At 56.0% G+C, this 16,683-nt stretch carries 16 protein-coding genes; 8 read left to right on the plus strand and 8 right to left on the minus strand.

What is annotated here, in order from left to right:
- Nucleotides 1-186 precede the first annotated feature (186 nt).
- Nucleotides 187-3,300: a multidrug efflux RND transporter permease AcrD gene (gene acrD, locus MC50_RS01525; RefSeq protein WP_032686537.1), complete on the plus strand. Its 3,114-nt coding sequence runs from the start codon at nucleotides 187-189 to the stop codon at nucleotides 3,298-3,300.
- Nucleotides 3,301-3,437: 137 nt separating this feature from the next.
- On the opposite strand, the gene ypfM is transcribed toward acrD, so the two are convergent.
- On the minus strand, nucleotides 3,438-3,497 hold the full coding sequence (gene ypfM, locus MC50_RS01530) for a protein YpfM (RefSeq protein WP_100181659.1): 60 nt from the start codon (nucleotides 3,495-3,497) through the stop codon (nucleotides 3,438-3,440).
- 410 nt (nucleotides 3,498-3,907) lie between these two features.
- Here ypfM and MC50_RS01535 point away from each other — a divergent pair, with 410 nt between their 5' ends.
- The 3 genes from MC50_RS01535 to MC50_RS01545 are packed head-to-tail and all read left to right on the plus strand — an operon-like array spanning nucleotide 3,908 to nucleotide 5,625.
- Nucleotides 3,908-4,264, plus strand: coding sequence for an ArsC family reductase (locus MC50_RS01535; protein WP_032699035.1), 357 nt, complete (start codon nucleotides 3,908-3,910; stop codon nucleotides 4,262-4,264).
- Nucleotides 4,265-4,267: 3 nt separating this feature from the next.
- Entirely contained in the window at nucleotides 4,268-5,395 is a 1,128-nt protein-coding gene (dapE, locus tag MC50_RS01540) for a succinyl-diaminopimelate desuccinylase (RefSeq protein WP_032695538.1), read from the plus strand.
- Nucleotides 5,396-5,424: 29 nt separating this feature from the next.
- The gene (locus MC50_RS01545) at nucleotides 5,425-5,625 is read left to right on the plus strand and encodes a YpfN family protein (RefSeq protein ID WP_004866145.1); all 201 of its coding nucleotides are present in this window, start codon (nucleotides 5,425-5,427) and stop codon (nucleotides 5,623-5,625) included.
- 101 nt (nucleotides 5,626-5,726) lie between these two features.
- Here MC50_RS01545 and ypfH read toward each other — a convergent pair whose 3' ends face one another.
- From ypfH to dapA, 6 genes are all read right to left on the minus strand, one after another.
- Nucleotides 5,727-6,425, minus strand: a complete 699-nt coding sequence (gene ypfH / locus MC50_RS01550; RefSeq protein WP_004866158.1) for an esterase — start codon at nucleotides 6,423-6,425, stop codon at nucleotides 5,727-5,729.
- Between the two features lie 76 nt (nucleotides 6,426-6,501).
- Nucleotides 6,502-8,502, minus strand: a complete 2,001-nt coding sequence (locus MC50_RS01555) for a tRNA(Met) cytidine acetyltransferase TmcA (RefSeq protein WP_064385280.1) — start codon at nucleotides 8,500-8,502, stop codon at nucleotides 6,502-6,504.
- Between the two features lie 12 nt (nucleotides 8,503-8,514).
- The gene (gene ypfJ, locus MC50_RS01560) at nucleotides 8,515-9,384 is read right to left on the minus strand and encodes a KPN_02809 family neutral zinc metallopeptidase (protein ID WP_032686532.1); all 870 of its coding nucleotides are present in this window, start codon (nucleotides 9,382-9,384) and stop codon (nucleotides 8,515-8,517) included.
- 121 nt (nucleotides 9,385-9,505) lie between these two features.
- Entirely contained in the window at nucleotides 9,506-10,219 is a 714-nt protein-coding gene (gene purC, locus MC50_RS01565) for a phosphoribosylaminoimidazolesuccinocarboxamide synthase (RefSeq protein ID WP_004866167.1), read from the minus strand.
- A 109-nt stretch (nucleotides 10,220-10,328) separates the two neighbouring features.
- Nucleotides 10,329-11,363 (minus strand): outer membrane protein assembly factor BamC, encoded by a 1,035-nt coding sequence (gene bamC / locus MC50_RS01570; protein ID WP_032686530.1) that lies wholly within the window; start codon nucleotides 11,361-11,363, stop codon nucleotides 10,329-10,331.
- Between the two features lie 16 nt (nucleotides 11,364-11,379).
- Complete coding sequence (gene dapA, locus MC50_RS01575; protein WP_032686529.1) at nucleotides 11,380-12,258, minus strand: 4-hydroxy-tetrahydrodipicolinate synthase; 879 nt, start codon at nucleotides 12,256-12,258, stop codon at nucleotides 11,380-11,382.
- A 153-nt stretch (nucleotides 12,259-12,411) separates the two neighbouring features.
- Between dapA and MC50_RS01580 the strand changes: the two genes are divergently transcribed.
- The gene (locus MC50_RS01580) at nucleotides 12,412-12,981 is read left to right on the plus strand and encodes a glycine cleavage system transcriptional repressor (protein WP_004866176.1); all 570 of its coding nucleotides are present in this window, start codon (nucleotides 12,412-12,414) and stop codon (nucleotides 12,979-12,981) included.
- 3 nt (nucleotides 12,982-12,984) lie between these two features.
- A complete protein-coding gene (bcp, locus tag MC50_RS01585; RefSeq protein WP_032686528.1) occupies nucleotides 12,985-13,455 on the plus strand; it encodes a thioredoxin-dependent thiol peroxidase in 471 nt (156 codons plus the stop codon).
- 79 nt (nucleotides 13,456-13,534) lie between these two features.
- Here bcp and MC50_RS01590 read toward each other — a convergent pair whose 3' ends face one another.
- Nucleotides 13,535-14,605, minus strand: a complete 1,071-nt coding sequence (locus MC50_RS01590; RefSeq protein ID WP_032686527.1) for an AI-2E family transporter — start codon at nucleotides 14,603-14,605, stop codon at nucleotides 13,535-13,537.
- Nucleotides 14,606-14,831: 226 nt separating this feature from the next.
- Here MC50_RS01590 and bepA point away from each other — a divergent pair, with 226 nt between their 5' ends.
- Both bepA and arsC read left to right on the plus strand, forming a co-directional pair.
- Entirely contained in the window at nucleotides 14,832-16,295 is a 1,464-nt protein-coding gene (gene bepA / locus MC50_RS01595; protein WP_046851975.1) for a beta-barrel assembly-enhancing protease, read from the plus strand.
- A gap of 9 nt (nucleotides 16,296-16,304) precedes the next feature.
- The gene (gene arsC / locus MC50_RS01600; protein WP_032699032.1) at nucleotides 16,305-16,664 is read left to right on the plus strand and encodes an arsenate reductase (glutaredoxin); all 360 of its coding nucleotides are present in this window, start codon (nucleotides 16,305-16,307) and stop codon (nucleotides 16,662-16,664) included.
- Nucleotides 16,665-16,683 lie beyond the last annotated feature (19 nt).

Consider the following 16,683-nt stretch of genomic DNA (forward strand, 5'->3'; position numbering starts at 1 on the left):
CAAACAGGCTCCGGGGTAAGCGGCGGTTTTCGCAAAGAGAGTCGGAGAGTTCTTTACGGTGTCCGCTAAAGCCACACGATAAATTACACTATCTCCTTAATTTCTCCACGTTTGCCCGTGGCGTTGCCTATAAAGTGTCACAGACGGTGCGGTAACAAAAATGTACACAATGAGGTCTCAATTCTGATGGCGAATTTTTTTATCGATCGCCCCATTTTCGCGTGGGTTCTGGCGATCCTGCTATGCCTGACCGGAACGCTCGCAATCTTGTCACTTCCCGTTGAGCAATATCCCGATCTTGCGCCGCCTAACGTGCGCATTACCGCCAATTATCCCGGCGCCTCCGCACAAACGCTGGAAAATACCGTCACTCAGGTTATCGAACAGAATATGACCGGCCTCGATAACCTGATGTATATGTCTTCCCAGAGCAGCTCTTCGGGCCAGGCGACGATTACGCTGACCTTTACCGCCGGCACGAATCCCAACGAAGCCATGCAGCAGGTACAAAACCAGCTGCAATCGGCAATGAAAAAACTGCCTCAGGATGTGCAAAATCAGGGGGTGACGGTACGTAAAACCGGTGATACCAACATTCTGACCATCGCATTCGTCTCAACTGACGGCAGCATGGATAAGCAGGATATCGCCGACTACGTGGCCAGTAACATTCAGGAACCGCTCAGCCGCGTGAATGGCGTTGGCGATATTACGGCCTACGGCTCGCAATACTCAATGCGCATCTGGCTTGATCCGGCCAAACTCACCAGCGTGCAGATGACGGCGAAAGATGTCACCGACGCCATCGAATCACAGAATGCGCAGATTGCGGTCGGCCAGCTTGGCGGAACGCCGTCGGTCGATAATCAGTCGCTCAACGCCACCATTAACGCCCAGTCGCTGCTGCAAACGCCGCAGCAGTTCCGCGATATTACGCTGCGCGTGAATCCGGACGGTTCGCTGGTGACGCTCGGCGATGTGGCGAAAGTCGAACTGGGCGCGGAAAGCTACGATTACCTCAGCCGCTACAACCGCAACCCGGCCTCCGGCCTTGGCGTGCAGCTGGCCTCGGGGGCAAACGAAATGCAGACCGCGGAGCTGGTGCTCAATCGTCTGGATGAGCTGTCGCAGTATTTCCCTCACGGCCTTGAATATAAAATTGCCTACGAAACCACCTCCTTCGTGAAGGCCTCTATCCATGACGTGGTAAAAACGTTGCTGGAAGCTATCGTGCTGGTGTTCCTGGTGATGTACCTGTTCCTGCAAAACATCCGCGCAACGCTCATCCCAACCATTGCCGTACCGGTGGTTCTGATGGGGACCTTCGCCATCCTGTTTGCCTGCGGCTACAGTATCAACACCCTGACGATGTTCGCGATGGTGCTGGCGATAGGTCTGCTGGTGGATGATGCTATCGTGGTTGTCGAGAACGTTGAGCGCATCATGAGCGAAGAGGGGCTTTCGCCGCGTGAAGCGACACGAAAATCCATGGGCCAGATTCAGGGGGCGTTGGTCGGGATCGCGATGGTACTGTCGGCGGTCTTTATCCCGATGGCCTTCTTCGGCGGCACAACCGGCGCCATTTATCGTCAGTTTTCTATTACCATCGTCTCGGCGATGGTGCTGTCGGTACTCGTGGCCATGATCCTCACCCCGGCCCTGTGCGCTACCTTGCTGAAACCCATGAAGAAAGGCGAAGAACACGGTAAAAAAGGCTTCTTTGGCTGGTTTAACCGTATGTTCAACCGTAACGCCAGCCGTTATGAAACCGCCGTAGGCAAAATTCTTCACCGTTCGCTGCGCTGGATAGCTATCTACGCGCTGCTGTTGGGGGGGATGGTCTTTATGTTCTTACGCCTCCCGACTTCGTTCCTGCCTCAGGAAGACCGCGGCATGTTCCTGACCTCGGTGCAGCTGCCGAGCGGCGCAACGCAACAGCAGACCTTAAAAGTCGTGCAAAAAGTTGAGGACTATTTCTTTAGCCATGAACAGGCCAACGTTGCTTCGATTTTCGCCACCGTGGGCTCTGGCCCGGGAGGCAATGGTCAGAACGTCGCGCGCATGTTTATCCGCCTGAAAGACTGGGATGAACGGGATGCGAAAACCGGTACCTCGTTTGCGATCATTGAACGCGCGACAAAAGCCTTTAACAGCATTAACGAGGCGCGCGTCTTCGCCACTAACCCACCGGCCATCAGCGGGCTGGGCAGTTCCGCCGGTTTTGATATGGAGCTCGAAGACCACGCCGGCAACGGGCACGCGGCGCTCATGGCAGCCCGCGACACGCTGCTCGATCTGGCGGCGAAAGACGACCGGTTGACCCGGGTTCGCCATAACGGCCTTGACGATAGCCCGCAGCTGCAGATTGATATCGATCAGCGGAAAGCCCAGGCGCTGGGCGTGTCTATTGACGATATCAACAACACGTTGCAAACCGCCTGGGGCTCAAGCTACGTGAACGATTTTATGGATCGCGGCCGCGTGAAGAAAGTCTACGTCCAGTCTGCCGCCCCTTACCGCATGCTGCCTGACGATATTAATCTGTGGTATGTGCGCAACAGCAGCGGCACGATGGTGCCCTTCTCGGCATTTGCCACCTCGCGCTGGCAAACCGGCTCCCCGCGCCTGGAGCGCTATAACGGCTACTCGGCGGTGGAAATCATCGGTGAAGCGGCTCCGGGCATCAGTACCGGTACCGCGATGGCTATCATGGAAGATCTGACCAGACAGCTGCCAAACGGCTTTGGGCTAGACTGGACGGCCATGTCCTATCAGGAACGACTGTCCGGCGCGCAGGCGCCGGCGCTGTACGCCATTTCGCTGCTGGTGGTGTTCTTGTGTCTGGCTGCGCTGTATGAGAGCTGGTCTATCCCGTTCTCGGTCATGCTGGTGGTGCCGCTGGGGGTTATCGGTGCGCTGATGGCCACCTGGATGCGCGGTCTTGAAAACGACGTGTACTTCCAGGTTGGCCTGCTGACGGTTATCGGCCTGTCGGCGAAAAACGCCATTCTGATCGTCGAGTTTGCTAATGAGCTCAACGAGAAAGGGGAAGATTTACTCGCCGCCACGCTGTCGGCCTGTCGCCAGCGTCTGCGTCCGATCCTGATGACTTCGCTGGCCTTTATTTTTGGGGTCCTGCCGATGGCGACCAGCACCGGCGCCGGTTCCGGTAGCCAGCATGCCGTGGGCACCGGGGTGATGGGAGGAATGATTTCCGCCACGGTCCTGGCTATCTTCTTCGTTCCGCTATTCTTCGTACTGGTACGTCGACGCTTTCCGCAAAAAGAGCGCCCGCAATAAGCCGGCAGGATCCTGAGCGTCCCGTTTCTTCCTCGGGAAATAACAAAAAGGCGACTGTCATAGTCGCCTTTTTTATCTGTTTAACACCGCCGGGCTATTATTTTAGCCTTACGATTACCCTGCTCACATTGAGGATTTTATTTACGCAGCATACCTTCAATAAAATCTTTCCAGTTCCCTAGTTCATGTTCAATCATAATAGCCTCTCTTATTATTATGGGTAATTTTATGCAAATCGGTTTGGGAAAGGAAGTGCATTAAGGTTATCACTGCGATTGCTGGTAACCCCTTCTACGCCATCATCTCTCTGATTTACTGCTACTATGGGCCCGGGAGTGGAAATTTAATGTGATGCATAGCAACATTTAGCAACATTACGCCTGTTTTCAGATAATTTACACTACCGATATCCTGCTCTTTATATCCCCTGCCTGCAGGCGATTTCCGGGTTATCGTTAGCGGACTGGTTAATATTCACCCAGTGCATATATAGAGGGTAAAAAAGGATATTTATTCACGCGATTCACGTATTATTTTATACAGCCTGCTGTATTCGGAAATTTCTGAGTTAATCGCTTAAACCAACGTAAAAGAAAAGGTTTCATTTATGCTGACTATGTACGGAATCAAAAACTGCGACACCATTAAAAAGGCCCGCCGCTGGCTGGAAGCGCATCAGATTGCATATCAGTTCCATGATTATCGTGCCGATGGCCTGGATCGCGAGTTGTTAAACACCTTTATCGCCGAACTGGGCTGGGAAGCATTACTCAACACGCGCGGTACAACCTGGCGGAAACTGGATGAAACCGTGCGTGCCGGTATCAATAACGCCGATGCCGCCGCCGCGCTGATGCTGGAAATGCCGGCAATTATCAAACGCCCATTGCTCTGCGCGCCCGGGCAGCCTATGCTGCTGGGTTTCAGTGAACTCACTTATAAGAAGCTTGTTAACGAGGTATAGTCTATGTCTTGCCCGGTCATTGAGCTGGCTCAGCAGCTTATTCGCCGCCCTTCCCTCAGCCCCGATGATGCGGGATGTCAGGCGTTAATGATTGAACGCCTGCGTGCGATTGGCTTTACCGTGGAACCGATGGATTTCGGCGATACGCAAAATTTCTGGGCCTGGCGCGGGCGCGGTGAAACGCTGGCCTTTGCCGGCCATACCGACGTGGTTCCGGCCGGCGATGCTGACCGTTGGATTAACCCGCCCTTCGAACCCACCATCCGCGACGGCATGCTGTTTGGCCGTGGCGCGGCAGATATGAAAGGCTCGCTGGCCGCGATGGTGGTTGCCGCCGAGCGCTTTGTCGCCCAGTACCCGAATCATAAAGGTCGTCTGGCCTTTTTGATCACCTCTGATGAAGAGGCCAGCGCGCATAACGGAACGGTGAAAGTGGTCGAAGCGCTGATGGCCCGCAACGAACGCCTGGACTACTGCCTGGTCGGCGAACCGTCAAGCACCGAAGTCGTCGGTGACGTGGTCAAAAACGGTCGTCGTGGCTCACTCACCTGTAACCTGACCATTCACGGCGTGCAGGGGCATGTCGCTTACCCGCATCTCGCCGATAACCCGGTGCACCGCGCGGCCCCTATGCTGACGGAGCTGGTAGGAATCGAGTGGGATAAAGGCAATGAATTCTTCCCCCCCACCAGCATGCAGATAGCCAACGTACAGGCGGGTACCGGGAGCAATAACGTGATCCCCGGCGACATGTATGTTCAGTTCAACTTCCGCTTTAGCACTGAACTGACCGACGAGATGATTAAAGCCCGCGTCGTCGAGCTGCTGGATAAATATCAGCTGCGCTATACCCTGGACTGGTGGCTGTCTGGCCAGCCGTTCCTCACCAGCCGTGGCAAACTGGTCGAAGCGGTGGTGAACGCCATTGAGCACTATAATGAGATCAAACCCCAGCTGCTGACCAACGGCGGTACCTCTGACGGTCGCTTTATCGCTCGCATGGGTGCGCAGGTGGTTGAGCTGGGACCGGTGAATGCGACAATTCACAAAATCAATGAGTGTGTTAACGCCGCCGACCTGCAGCTGCTGGCGCGGATGTATCAACGCATCATGGAACAACTGGTCGCCTGACGACCTCGACCTGAAAAGAGGAAGCGCACATGGAATGGCTAATCAACCACTGGTGGATTCTGGTGCTGGTATTTTTGGTGGGCGTCATGATTAACGTCATTAAGGATCTTAATCGCGTTGACCACAAAAAGTTTCTCGCCAATAAGCCAGAACTGCCGCCCCATCGTGATTGTAACGATAAATGGGACGATGACGACGACTGGCCGAAGCACGACCAGCCGAAGAAGTAAGATTTCGGCCCTGCCCCCGGTCAATCCCACACGGCCGGGAATGCCCCGGATAGCGGCGTGATACGCCTTATCCGGGGAGTACGTTCACGAAATCAGTTCGCTTAGAGCAATTCGATAATATCGTCGTCTTTTGGCGTACTGCCGCTCAACGCTTCGTCAAAATAGTGTTTCGGCACGGTATAGCGCAGGCGCTCAAGGGCAAACTGCATACTGCGATCGTCAATCGCGTGCCCCAGATCCTCGACAATATCCAACGTCACGTCGCCACCCGCCTGCTGAAGCGCCTCCTGAGCCGAAACCGCCCACGCCAGATCGATAACGCGATCCTCGCCGCCGTGAATCAGATGGATGGTTGTCGCGGTGGTTGCCGACTGCGGAAGCGTCGCATACCGTCCGTTAAAGGCGATAACCCGTGATGCCAGCCCAGGCTCGGCTTTGATGCTCTCCAGAGACATAATCGCCCCCTGCGAGAAACCAATCAGTGCCGTCGCCCGCGGACCGACACCGCTCTGTTTCTGCCAGTAGCGAACGGTCTCAATAAAGGTCGGCATAATGGCATCAATACGCGACTGGCGATTTTCCTCCGTCACCCCCTGAACCGAGAACCACTGGCGACCCGGCGGTGGACCGCAAGGTTCCGCGCCACCGATGCTGACGATCAGCGCATCCGGAAACTGCGGCGCAAACAAGCTACCGATTTGCCCCATTGCAACCGGGTTATCGCCGACGCCATGAAACAGCAACAGCAGCTGTTGGGCAGGTGTCGCAGGGCTTTGCACAATAAAATGGTCGTGTTTCATGGCTGTCTCCTTAGTTTACGTGGGCAGTTTACGCCGCACGCGGAATATGACCATGACATTTAACTGAATGAGTTAGTTAAAAAAATTGCAGTTCCCCAACCTGCTGACGCAGTCTCTCCGCCCGCGATGCGTCGAGGTTCAGCAGCGCCAGTCCCGCTTCTTCGCGCAGCCTGGCCAGCAGCGCTTTGCGTCCGGACAGACGCAGCCCGGCGCAAATCTCCGCTTCATCCTGGCGTTGCAGACGGGCGCGAAGCGCCGGAAGCGGCAGCCCGCAGTGAAGCAGCAGGCGGTTCAGGCTGCCAACCACCGCCAGCAGCGGGCGATGGGCAAACGCGAACCCCGCCACATCCAGCCAGTCGTCATCCGTAAGCATAGCTGCTGGCGCCATCGGCCGCGGGAATAACGCTTCCCGCCACTCCCACAGCCAGAACTCATCGCGCGCCAGACGCTGCGACTCCCGTAGAACCAGTTCGTGCCCCGCAGGGGTTAACGGATAAAGCGCCATCGCCGTGTAGCACCCGCTGCTTGCCTCACGATGGGTACCTAAACGCACCAGCGTAAAACCGCAGCGCTGCCAGAAGCGCCCTAGCTCTGGCGTATAGCCAAAGCTGACCGATAGATAATCGAGGCCGTGGCTTTGCGCTACCGCCCGGGCTGCCAGAGCCTGACCAAGCCCCTCGCGTTGTCGGGTCGGATGCACGGCGATACGGGTGATTCGCTGCCCCAATAGCGTAGCAGCCAGCGGGCTTCCGCCGTGGGCAGCCAACGACTGCGCCACCAGATTACCGCGCGGGCGGCGAAAACCGGCCCATACCGCCCGGCTGAGGGCGGGATCAAGCCCCCCCTCCTCCACCCGCCATACCGCCGCGGCCACGCCGTTGCTCGTGCGGGCGCAGGTAAAATGCTGACCCGGCGCATCCATCATCCGCCGCAAATCCAGCGGCGATGTGCGGTAATGTGCGCCGGAGAGCAGCTGATACATCGCCTCGGCAAGCCCGTCCTGCTGCTGCCAGCTGTCCTGACTCACCGCCTCAAACGTCACCTCCCCTGCTGGAGATTGGGTAAAGGTTTCATCGCCAAACAGGAGTAATTCACTGACCAATGCTTCCAGCGGGCAGCCAGGGGCCCAGCGGATGGGATCAAGCAGACTAAACTGGCGCAGGTGAGGAAAGCTGGCGCAAAACTTGAGCAGAAAACCGCGGCCGGTCCCTTCATAACCCTGCACGGTCGTGGTCAGTAAGGTGCGTGGAAAACGGGTGACCAGCTGGCGAAGCAGCGGCCCGGGAATGGCTGCCGCTTCATCAACGATCAGCCATGACGCTCGAATATCGCCAGCCAGCAACGCATCCGGCGCCATAAAGCGAAAACCGTCACCGGCGAACGTTGCCATCACCTCGGTCGCGCCGCGCGCTGGGGCGGTAACGATGGCATCGCCCGCCAGCTGACGTATCAACATTCCCGCCAGCGCGGATTTTCCCCGTCCGCGCTCGGCGGTAACCGCGGCAATGCCCGCAGGAAGTGTGCTCAGACTGGCCAGAATAGCGGCCTGTTCGGCCTGAGGATGGCCATCAGCTGGATACCAGTGCGGTCGTGGCACCTCCTCCGGTAACATCAGCGGTTCATTCTGACGCCAGACGATCGCCTCAGGATTCGCACAGACTCGCTGACAAAAACGGTGGACAAAATGGGGAGTGGGAATAGGCTCCGACGCGTCGCTCCAGCGCAGAGAATCCGCATCGGGCTGCGATGGCCAACAGGCAAAAGAGGGGGTCAGCAGGATCAGCCAGCTTCCCGCTTTCAACGTCCCGCTCAGCGCGGCAAAAGCCGCCGCGTCGAAGCCGCTGCGAGCATCAAAGAAGGCGTGGTGATACTCACGTCCGAGGAGAGATTTGAGGGCTTGCGGCGAGATACAGGGCTCTTCCATAGGCTGCGGCCCCACCCACAGACCATCGCCGGCCAGCCGTTTACGCAGCAGCAGCGCCTGCTGCAGGCACCACGCGTCGTCGCCGCTGAGCACCAGCAGACGACGAATGCCCTGCTGCGCCATCCGCGCCGTCAGGTTAAGTAATTCATCCATTTACAGCGGCGGTCAGAGCGCATGACCAAATGTATTGCACTGCGCCGGGTCTCCACTGTCAAAACCGCGCTTAAACCAGGTATAGCGCTGCTGCGAAGTCCCGTGGGTAAAGCTGTCCGGGACAATGCGCCCCTGGCTTTGCTGCTGCAGGCGATCGTCGCCGATAGCCTCTGCGGCATTCAGCGCTTCCTGCAGATCGCCGGTCTCCAGCACATCCTGATTCTGCATGCTGTGTCCCCAGACGCCGGCAAAGCAGTCCGCCTGCAGCTCCATTTTCACCGACAGGCGATTAACTTCAGCCTGCGACGCGTGTTGCTGCAACTGACGCACTTTGGATTCAATACCCAGCAGCTTCTGCACGTGATGCCCGACCTCGTGAGCAATCACGTAGGCCTGCGCAAAATCGCCATCCGCGCCGAGCTTGTTTTTCATCTCATCATAGAACGAGAGATCGATGTAGACCGTGCTATCAGCCGGGCAGTAGAACGGTCCCATAACGGACTGGCCGGTACCGCAGCCGGTCCGCGTGGCGCCGCGATAGAGCACCAGCTTCGGCTGCGGGTACTGACGGCCCATCTTTTGGAAGATAGCGCCCCAGGTATCTTCGGTATCGGCAAGAATCACCTTCGTAAACTTCGCGGCCTGCTCTTCCTGCGGGCTGACAGAACGTTGGGTGGTGGTTTGCTGCTGTGAAACGGGCTCTCCGGTCAGCATGCCGGTCAAATCCACGCCGTAATAGCCCGCAACCAGCACGATAATCAACAGGACGATACCGCCCTTCCCGCTGGGAAGACGGAAACCACCGCCGCCGCCCAGGGGCGAACCGGAATCATTACGTCGATCTTCTACATTGTCGCTTTCGCGACGTCCTTGCCAGCGCATAGGCACCTCAATCCATCAAATTCTCGAATATGAGAGATCGTAGGCGGTTCGGCGTAGAATTACCACTGGAAACAACAAGAAGAGCGCCAGAAGGTAGAGCGACCTTCTGGCGAAGGGAGGATTAGTCGAGCTTAACGCCAAGGCGATGGGCCACTTCTTCGTAGGCCTCAATCAGGCCGCCGAGGCTCTGGCGGAAGCGGTCTTTGTCCATTTTGTCGAGGGTATTTTTATCCCACAGACGGCTGCCATCTGGCGAGAACTCATCGCCCAGCACCACTTCGCCCTTGAACAGACCAAACTCAAGCTTGAAATCGACCAGGATCAGGCCGGCATCATCAAACAGCTTTTTCAATACGTCGTTGGCTTTAAAAGTCAGTTCCTGCATGCGCGCGAGGTTCTTTTTGCTTACCCAGCCAAAAGTCTCGCAGTAAGACTCGTTGACCATCGGATCGTGCATCGCATCATTTTTCAGGAACAGATCAAACAGCGGCGGATTGAGTTCAATCCCTTCTTCAATACCCAGACGCTTAACCAGAGAACCGGCGGCGCGGTTACGGACTACGCACTCCACCGGAACCATCTCCAGTTTTTTCACCAGACATTCGGTATCGGAGAGCAGCGCTTCCATCTGAGTCGGGATACCGGCTTCTTCCAGTTTGCTCATAATGAAATGGTTAAATTTGTTGTTCACCATGCCTTTACGATCGAACTGCTCAATGCGCGCGCCATCCCCTGCTGAAGTATCGTTACGGAATTCGAGTACCAGCAGATCCGGATTCTCCGTGCTGTAAACGGTTTTCGCTTTACCACGATACAACTCAGCTTGCTTTTGCATCTTTGTCACTCCAGTGAAGATATAGACGATAAAAATTGCGCTTTTCTGCCGACGCACACGTTTGCGTCACTATACATGAAAAAGGGCTGGATTGCTCCAGCCCTGTTTATTACTTACTGAATGCGGCCTGGAATACGGCTACCAGGGCGTCATTCTGCGACTGCGTCAACGTATGGCCTTTCGGATCGATGAACTGCAGACTGCTGCGGTTATCGAGGTCACCGACCTGCAGTTTGTAGTCACCTGAAACCAGCTGCGGATCGCTGGCGCCCAGCGCCTGCCAGCTGCTGTCAGACAGCGGCTTGTAGGTCAGCGCCATGCTGCCTTGCGAGCGGGTGCTATCCGTCACCTTCATGCCCACTTTTTCCAGTGCGCCCGGCAGACGTTGCCACACCATGTTGAACGGTGCGCGAACAACCAGCATTGGCAGCCCCGTATCGTCGGCAGCGCTCTGCACATCGAAGGTGGCGCCGGCATTTTTCTGCGCCGCATTCTGCGCATTGGTGGCGTTCATATCCAGACCTTCGGAAATGACGTTCAGCATTGAGGTGCTATAGCGTTGCAGAGAAGCCGGATCGGATACCGGTTTCCCGGCCTGCTCCAGATTCACCAGCTTCACGATAACCGCCTGCTGATAACCCTGCGGTTTCACTGAGATTTGATAGCGACCACGATACTGCTGGTCTTCATCGAGGCGATTCCATTCAACCCAGTCGGTATTCAGCGTCTGGCTGGCATCGTCACGTTTGGTGATGACATAGTTCTTAGACTGTATGATGCTGGCTACCTGCGCCCACAGCGAACCGCTACGACCGTTCTCGACCATCAGCGTGGCGGTATCACCATTGAACTGAGTACGAGCGCCGCTCACCAGTGCCAGAGGCTGAGCCGGTGGGCGGATGTCCAGAGCTTTGCCCACTGCGCCTGTGCTGGTCGCAACCGGAATATTATAATCACCAACCTGAACCGGCAGAATCATACCCGCAGGTGCGTGAAGTTCACTGAGCGGCGTAGCTTGCAGATAGACCTCATCGCCCCCCACCTGACGTTTGTAGCGTGAGTCGGAACTACAGGCCGCGAGAAGCAGGACCAATGAAACACCCGCAACCTTCGTCAGGCGCGACTTCTGTACTGAGTAAGCCATCAAATCTCCCTAAACTTTACAGCAAACCGGCATGCTTCAGCGCTGCGGTAACGGCCTGAGTACCCTGTTCGGTAATCGGCGTCATCGGCAGGCGCAGCGTATCGGTTGCCACAAGACCCAACGCCTTACATGCCCATTTCACGGGGATCGGGTTGGGTTCGACAAATAATTTTGTATGCAATGGCATCAGACGTTGGTTAATTGCACGAGCTTGCGCAAACTGGCCTTCTGCAGCCAGTCGGCACATATCCGCCATTTCGCGAGCCGCAACGTTCGCCGTTACGGAAATCACGCCCTGACCGCCGAGCTGCATAAAGTCCATTCCGGTGGCATCATCGCCGCTCAACAGAATAAAGTCATCTGAAACCAGCTCTTTGATCTGATGAACACGACTTAAGTTCCCCGTCGCTTCCTTAATACCAATAATATTTTTTACTTCCGCCAGGCGACCGACGGTTTCCGGCAGCATGTCGCAACCGGTACGGGACGGCACATTATACAGAATTTGCGGCAGGTCGGTGTGTTCTGCGATGGCTTTAAAGTGTTGGAACAGCCCTTCCTGGGTCGGACGATTGTAATAAGGAGTGACCGTCAGGCAACCGACAACACCGCTATTGTTAAAACGTTTGGTCAGGCTAATCGCCTCTGCGGTTGCATTTGCACCGGTACCTGCGATGACCGGGATACGCCCGTCAGCAAGTTCAAGCGTCATCATCACGACATCGCCATGCTCTTCATGGCTGAGGGTCGCGGATTCTCCGGTAGTCCCTACCGAAACGATCGCCGAGGTTCCGCTGGCGACATGGTAATCAATCAGTTTTTTCAGGCTTGACCGGCAGACATTACCGTTTTCATCCATCGGCGTGACAAGCGCTACAATACTTCCCGTGAACATGGGCCATCCTCAGAGCTGAAGTGCGACAAGATTCTCAATGTTACGTTTGGTGCCGTAATAAAAGCAAGAGACCCGATGCCATCAGGGATGTTGTATGCCGGTTTTTTTTATGCTTTCCTAATGTTACCTCACCTTTTTAAAGGAAGAACAGGTTTGACCGCCTCATTACAACACTATCTGGTTATTACCGCTTTGGGCGCTGACCGTCCCGGCATCGTGAACACCATCACCCGCCACGTCAGCAGCTGCGGCTGTAATATCGAAGACAGCCGGCTGGCCATGCTTGGTGACGAATTCACGTTTATCATGCTGCTTTCAGGTTCATGGAACGCGATTACGCTTATCGAATCGACCCTGCCGCTGAAAGGTGCTGAGCTGGATTTGCTGATCGTGATGAAGCGGACGACCGCGCGGCCTCCTCAGGCCATGCCAAACACCGTCTGGGTCCAGGTTGAGGTACCGGACTCGCCGCACATTATCGAGCGTTTCACTGCCCTGTTTGACGCGTGGAATATGAACATCGCCGAACTGGTTTCTCGTACCCAGGTCAGCGGTGATGACGATTCAGCGCAGTTGTTTATTCAGATAACCGCACACAGCCCTGCAACACAAAATGCATCAAATATCGAACAAGCGTTCAAAGCCCTATGTACAGAACTGAACGCACAAGGCAGTATTAACATCGTTAATTATTCACAACATGATGAACAGGATGGAGTTTGAGTAATGAATCCACTGAAAGCCGGTGATCTTGCACCGAAATTTAGCTTACCGGACCAGGACGGCGAGGAAGTAAATTTGACCGACTTCCAGGGACAGCGTGTTCTGGTTTATTTTTACCCGAAAGCCATGACCCCGGGTTGTACCGTTCAGGCCTGCGGCCTGCGCGATAATATGGATGACTTAAAAAAAGCGGGCGTTGAGGTGCTGGGTATCAGCACTGATAAACCGGAAAAACTCTCCCGTTTCGCCGAAAAAGAGTTGCTGAACTTCACGCTGCTGTCTGATGAAAATCACCAGGTGTGTGAGCAGTTTGGCGTCTGGGGCGAAAAATCGTTTATGGGGAAAACCTACGACGGTATTCACCGCATTAGCTTCCTGATCGATAGCAACGGCAAAGTCGAACACGTGTTTGATAACTTTAAAACCAGCAATCACCACGATGTGGTGCTGAACTGGTTGAAAGAAAACGGCTAACGTTCTACCTGACGCAGGACGCCGGGTCGCAATTCACTGACCCGGCGTCCGTTTTCTTCCCTGCGTTTTCCAGCGCGGACTATTTCTTCTCGTCTTCCACCGCCAGGCCATCCGGCCACGCATGCACCACCGCTTTGATCAGGGTTGCCAGCGGAATCGCAAAGAAGACGCCCCAGAATCCCCACAGCCCACCGAAGATAACCACCGACAGGATAATCACCAGCGGATGCAGGTTGACGGCTTCTGAAAACAGCACGGGTACCAGCAGGTTACCGTCCAGCCCCTGAATAATCAGGTACACCGCAAACAGGCTCCAGAACTCCGGGCCTGCGCCAAACTGGAACAGCGCCACGCCGACCACCGGAATGGTCACCACGAAGGCGCCGATGTAGGGAATCAGTACCGAGAAGCCGACCAGCACCGCCAGCAGCAGCGAATAGTTGAGATCAAACAGGATAAAGCCAATCCACGTTGCCACGCCGACGACAATCATCTCCAGCACCTTACCGCGGATATAGTTGGTAATCTGCTGGTTCATCTCTTTCCATACCTGCCCCGCCAGCCCGCGGTTGCGCGGCAGCACGCGGCGCACGGCATTCAGCATCTGCTCTTTATCTTTTAACAGAAAGAACACCATCAGCGGCACCAGCACCAGATAGACCGCCAAAGTCAGTAAACCGACCAGCGAAGCCAGAGAGTATTTGACCACCGAATCGCCGACGGTAAGCACGCGGTTGCGCATATTATCCGCCATGGCGTCGATAATCCCGGCGTCCATCAGCGCCGGGTAACGGCGCGGAACCGTGGCAGCAAAATCGGACAGCTTATTGAGCATGCCAGGCATATCGCGAATCAGATAGATACCCTGCTGCCAGGCAACGGGCATCACCACAAACGCCATCAGCAACAAGACGCCCACGAACAGAATCAGCACGAACGAGGTTGCCCAGGTTCGCGAAAGCCCTACGCGCTCCAGCCTGACGGTTGGCCATTCCAGCAGATAAGCCAGCACGATGGCGACCAGCAATGGCGCCAGCAGGCCGCTGAAAAAGAACATGATCCCGAACCCGGCCAGCAAAATAACCAGCAGCGCTATCGCTTCCGGATCGCTAAACCGACGACGGTACCACTGCATTAACATCTCAAGCATAAAACCCTTCCCTGAAGCGCGTAGCGGCAAAAAAACCGAGGGAATTGTATCTAAATGTCACCTGAAAGACTTCGCTTTTATTAGCAAAGCCACAAACATTCACGCTGGTGTGAATATCATATTTTCAATAGCCTCAACGCCAGCTAAACTCGCATGACGCGCGGAAATGGAACATTACGCCGCCCAATCGGTCAAACTGGCACACCCACATTACAGGACAGAGGTTATGTTCAGGCAGTTAAAGAAAACGCTGGTGGCAACCGTCATAGCGTCGCTGACGCTGGGTTCGATTTTGCCTGCTTTTGCTGACTCCGCAGATACCCTGCCCGATATGGGAACCTCTGCGGGAAGCACGCTCTCTATTGGCCAGGAAATGCAGATGGGGGACTACTATGTGCGCCAGCTACGCGGTAGCGCGCCGCTCATCAACGACCCTCTGCTGGTGCAATATATTAACGGATTAGGTATGCGTCTGGTCTCACATGCTAACTCTGTTCGCACCCCTTTCCACTTTTACCTGATTAATAACGACCAGATAAACGCCTTTGCTTTCTTCGGCGGCAATGTCGTGCTGCACTCCGCTCTGTTCCGCTATTCAGATACCGAAAGCGAACTGGCGTCGGTCATGGCGCACGAAATCTCACACGTCACCCAGCGCCACCTCGCGCGGGCAATGGAAGACCAAAAGCGCAACGCCCCGCTGACCTGGGTCGGTGCGCTGGGCTCGATTCTGCTGGCGATGGCCAGCCCGCAGGCCGGGATGGCGGCACTCACCGGTACGCTGGCGGGAACCCAGCAGGGGATGATCAGTTTTACCCGTCAAAACGAAGAAGAAGCTGACCGCATCGGGATTCAGGTGCTGCAGCGCTCCGGTTTTGATCCGCAGGCGATGCCGGCCTTTATGGGGAAACTGCTCGACCAGTCGCGTTACTCTACCCGTCCGCCGGAAATGCTGCTGACTCACCCCCTGCCGGAAAGCCGTCTGTCTGACGCCCGCAACCGCGCAAACCAGATGCGTCCTGTGGTTGTCCAGTCTTCCGCCGATTTTTACCTGGCCAAGGCCAGAACCCTGGGAATGTATAACTCCGGGGAAAATAAGCTTGGCGACGATCTGCTGAACGCGTGGGCGAAAGGCAATATCCGTGAACAGCACGCCTCCCAGTACGGGCGAGCGCTGCTGGCTATGGGAAGCAATAATTACGATCTGGCGCGCAAAACGCTGCAGCCTCTGCTGAGCGCCGATCCGCAGAACGCCTGGTATCTCGACCTGGCGACCGATATCGATCTCGGACAGAAGAAAGCGACCGATGCGATTAACCGGCTGAAAAATGCTCGCGAAATTCGTACCAACCCGGTTCTGCAGCTGAACCTTGCCAACGCATACTTACAGGGCGGACAAGCGGCGGAAGCGGCGCAAATCCTTAACCGCTATACCTTTAGCTACAAAGATGACAGCAACGGCTGGGATCTGCTGGCGCAGGCTGAAGCAAGCCTCGGCCATCGTGACCAGGAGCTGGCGGCGCGTGCAGAAGGTATGGCGCTGGTTGGCCAGCTCGATCAGGCGATTACTCTGCTGAGCAGCGCCAGCTCGCAGGTGAAACTGGGCAGTTTGCAGCAGGCGCGCTACGATGCGCGTATCGACCAGCTGCGCCAGCTGCAGGAACGATTCCGCCCCTATCAAAAAATGTAAGGAGACGACATGTCTGACGCGGTAAAAATCTATCACAATCCCCGCTGCTCCAAGAGCCGCGACACCTTAAGCCTGTTGAAGGCTAACGGTATCGATCCTGAAGTCGTGCTCTATCTGGAGACGCCGCCGGATGCAGACACGCTGCGCCAGCTGTTGAAAATGCTCGGCATGGTCAGCGCCCGCGAACTGATGCGCCAGAAAGAGGATCTGTATAAATCCCTGGAGCTCGCTGACCCGCAGCTTAGCGAGGACGCGCTGATTCAGGCCATCGTCGATAATCCGAAGTTGATGGAGCGCCCGATTGTCGTCAGCCATGGTCAGGCGCGGATCGGCCGACCGCCGGAGCAGGTTCTGGAAATCGTCAACTGATGCCGATGCGCCATCGTGG

The sequence above is a fragment of the Klebsiella planticola genome, assembly GCF_000783935.2.
In the GTDB taxonomy this organism is placed as follows: Bacteria; Pseudomonadota; Gammaproteobacteria; order Enterobacterales; family Enterobacteriaceae; genus Klebsiella; species Klebsiella planticola.